Genomic DNA, 3,828 nt, shown 5'->3' with positions numbered 1-3,828 from the left:
GTGCGGTTGGTGGCTGCTCGGGGCCGGTTGATGGAGGCGTTGCCGGCGGGTGGGGCGATGGTGGCGGTGCAGGCGTCCGAGGACGAGGTACGGCTTCTGCTCACCGGCGATGTCGGCATTGCAGCGGTCAACGGCCCGCAGGCTGTGGTGGTTTCGGGGTCTGAGGATGCGGTCACCTTGGTCACCGCCGAACTGGAGGCCCGGGGCCGCAGGACGACCCGGCTTGCTGTCTCGCATGCGTTCCACTCGGTGTTGATGGAGCCGATGCTGGCCGAGTTCCGCGAGGTGGCCGACGGGCTTGCCTTCGGGCAGCCGGGGATAGCGGTGCTCTCGACGGTGAGCGGTGCTCTCGGCGAGGACCTGACCGATCCCGGCTACTGGGTGCGCCAGGTCCGGGAACCGGTCCGTTTCGCCGACACCATCCGCGTCCTGGAGGCCGAAGGCGTCACCCGTTTCCTGGAAGTGGGCCCCGACGGCGTGCTGACCGGCATGGCCCGGCAGTCGGTCACCGACGACCGCACGGTCCTGACGGCGGCCTCGCGCCGTAACCGGCCGGAACCGGAGACGCTCGTCACCGCACTGGCCCAGCTGCACGTGACCGGCGTCAAGGTCGACTGGGAGGCGTACTTCGCCGGCACCGGCGCACGGCGCGTGGACCTGCCGACGTACGCCTTCCAGCGGGAGCGTTACTGGGTCGACGCCCCGCAGAACCTGCTCGGCGGCGGCCTCGGCGACGTGACTGCCGCAGGGCTCGCCGAGGCCGGGCATCCCCTGCTCGGCGCCGCCGTGATGCTCGCGGACTCCGACGGCGCGGTGCTCACCGGCCGGCTCTCCTCGGCCGTCCAGCCGTGGCTGGTGGACCACGTGGTCGGCGATTCGGTCCTGTTCCCCGGCACGGCCTTCGTCGAACTGGCGATCCGCGCGGGCGACCAGGTCGGCTGCGGCACCCTCGACGAACTGACCCTCCGGGCCCCGCTGACGCTCCCCCGGCGAGGCGGAGTGCAGATCCAGGTCGTGGTCGGCGCTCCCGACGCCTCGGGGCGGCGTGGCGTCACCGTCCACTCCCGTGCCGAGGACCAGCCGGACATCCCATGGACCCGGCACGCCGAAGGCGTACTGAGCCCCAGTCCCACGGCCCTCCCCGCCGACCTCGCCCCCTGGCCGCCGACGGACGCCGTTCCCGTCGACACCGACCGCCTGTACGACGACTTCGCGGCCTCCGGGCTGCACTACGGGCCCGTCTTCCGCAGCCTGACGGCGGCATGGAGGTCCGGCGACGAGGTGTTCGCCGAGGTCGCCCTGCCCCCGTCGGAGGCGAGGAACGCCGACCGCTACGGCATCCACCCCGGGCTGCTCGACGCGGCTCTCCACGGGGCCCTGTTCACCGGCATGTTCGACGACGCGGGCGGTGCGGTGCTGCCGTTCGCCTGGTCGGGTGTGCGGCTGCACGCGGCCGGCGCGAGCAGCGTGCGCGTGCGCCTGGCGCCCACCGGCCGGAACGGCATCGCCCTGACCGTCGCCGACATGGCCGGACAGCCGGTGCTGTCGGTGGACTCCCTCGTTCTGCGTCCCGCGGCCCAGCAGCAACTCGGCGCAGCGCACGCAGGGTTCCACGACTCGTTGTACTCCCTGAAGTGGACGCCCGTGCCCGCCCCGGCCGAGGGCGGCGCACTGACCGTCGCGGAATGGGCCACGCTGCCCGAGGCCGACGCTGCGGTCCCGGACGTCGTCGTCCTGCCCTGCGCGCCGGGCGCCGACGCCGCGGCGGTGCACGCGGCCGTTCACCGCGCGCTGGCCGTGGTGCAGAACTGGCTCGCCGACGACCGGTACGCCACCTCCACGCTCGTCGTCGCGACCAGCGGGGCCGTGGGCCTCCCCGGCGAGGCGGTCACGGACCTCGCGGGAGCCGCCGTCTGGGGTCTGGTGCGCGCGGCCCAGCTCGAGAACCCGGGCAGGTTCGTGCTCACGGACCTGGAACCCTCGGGTGCCGCAGGCGACTTGGCGGTGCCGGCGGACCCGGCGGGTGTCACGGCCGTCGTCGGGTCCGGCGAGCCGCAGACCGTGGTGCGCGGGGGAGTCGTGCACGGGGCCCGCCTTGCGCGTGTCCCGCGCACCGAGGACGCCGGGCAGGGCGACGGGGGCCGGTTCGGCGACGGCACCGTCCTGGTCACCGGTGCGACCGGTGCCCTGGGCCGGCTCGTCTCCCGGCACCTCGTCAGTGCCCAGGGCGTACGGAGCCTGCTGCTCGCCGGCAGACGGGGCGCGGAGGCTCCCGGTGCCGACGATCTGGTGGCCGAACTGACCGCGCTCGGCGCCCAGGTCACGCTCGCCGCCTGTGACGTCACCGGCCGGGACGCCCTCGCCGCCCTGCTCGACGGGGTCCCGCTGACCGGCGTCGTCCACCTGGCCGGCGTCCTGGACGACGCCATGACCCCGGACCTGACGCCCGAGCGGCTCAGTTCCGTACTGCGGCCCAAGGCGGACGCCGCCCTGCACCTGCACGAGCTGACCGCGGACAGGGACCTGGCCGCGTTCGTGCTGTTCTCCTCCGCGACCGGCGTGCTCGGCGCACCCGGCCAGGGCAACTACGGCGCAGCCAACGCGTTCCTCGACGCCCTCGCCGTACACCGCCGCTCCGCGGGGCTGCCCGCACAGTCCCTGGCATGGGGCCTGTGGGCGGCAGGCATGGCCGACACCCTCACCGAGGCCGACCGGCAGCGCATGAACCGCAGCGGAGTCGGAGCCCTCACCGACGAGCAGGGCCTCGCGCTGCTGAACAGCGCGACGACCGTCGACGCGGCCACCGTGCTGCCGATCGCGCTCGACCTCAAGACCCTGAGCGAGGCGGGTGACCAACTGCCTCCGGTCTTCCGGGGCCTGGTCCGCGCACGCACACGACGCACCGCCACCGCCGCCCCGGCCGGCGCGGCGACGGCCCTGCGGCGCAGGCTCTCCGCACTGCCCACGGACGAACGCGCCGCCGCGGTCCTCGAACTGGTCCGTGCCCACGTGGCACTGACGCTCGGCTACGGCGGCCCCGAGGTGGTGGACGAGCAACGCGCCTTCAGCGAACTGGGCTTCGACTCGCTGAGCGCGGTCGAGTTCCGCAACGCGCTGAACGAGGCCGCCGACGTACGGCTGCCCGCCACCCTCGTCTTCGACCACCCCACACCGGCCGTGCTGGCGCGGCACCTGCTGGATGAACTCTTCGGCACCGACGCGCCGCAAACCCCCGAGTCAACCGCGCCGGTCGCTGTGAGCAGGGTCAACACCGACGATCCGATCGCGATCGTCAGCATGGCCTGCCGCTACCCCGGCGGCGTGTCCTCACCGGACGACCTGTGGCGCCTGGTCGCCGACGGTGTCGACGCGATCTCCGAGTTCCCGGTGAACCGCGGCTGGGACACCGACCGCCTGTACGACCCGTCCGGCGAGCGCCCGTACACCACCTACACGCGGCAGGGCGGCTTCCTGCACGAGGCCGGCGACTTCGACCCCGCGTTCTTCGGCATCAGCCCCAACGAGGCCGCCATCATGGACCCCCAGCAGCACCTGCTGCTGGAGACCGCCTGGGAGGCCATCGAGCGCGCGGGCATCGACCCGGCCACGCTCAAGGGCAGCCCCACCGGGGTGTTCGCCGGCGTGATGTACCACGACTACGCCAACAACAGCAGCACCGGGGCCATCGCCTCCGGCCGCGTCTCCTATGTCTTCGGTCTCGAAGGCCCGTCGGTGACGGTGGACACGGCGTGTTCGTCGTCGTTGGTGTCGTTGCATCTGGCGGCGCAGGCGCTGCGGTCGGGGGAGTGCTCCCTGGCCCTGGCCGGC

Annotated in this window: 1 protein-coding gene; it reads left to right on the top strand. The window is 73.5% G+C overall.

Annotation, left to right across the window (positions count from 1 at the left end):
* On the top strand, positions 1-3,828 hold a 3,828-nt coding region (locus tag ABZY13_RS33385), incomplete at its 3' end, for an SDR family NAD(P)-dependent oxidoreductase (protein WP_356637559.1).

It is taken from the genome of Streptomyces sp. NPDC006610, from assembly GCF_040611575.1.
Taxonomy (GTDB): Bacteria; Actinomycetota; Actinomycetes; order Streptomycetales; family Streptomycetaceae; genus Streptomyces.
The sequence above is the reverse complement of the archived record's forward strand: the minus strand, read 5'-3'. Positions and strand labels throughout refer to the sequence as shown.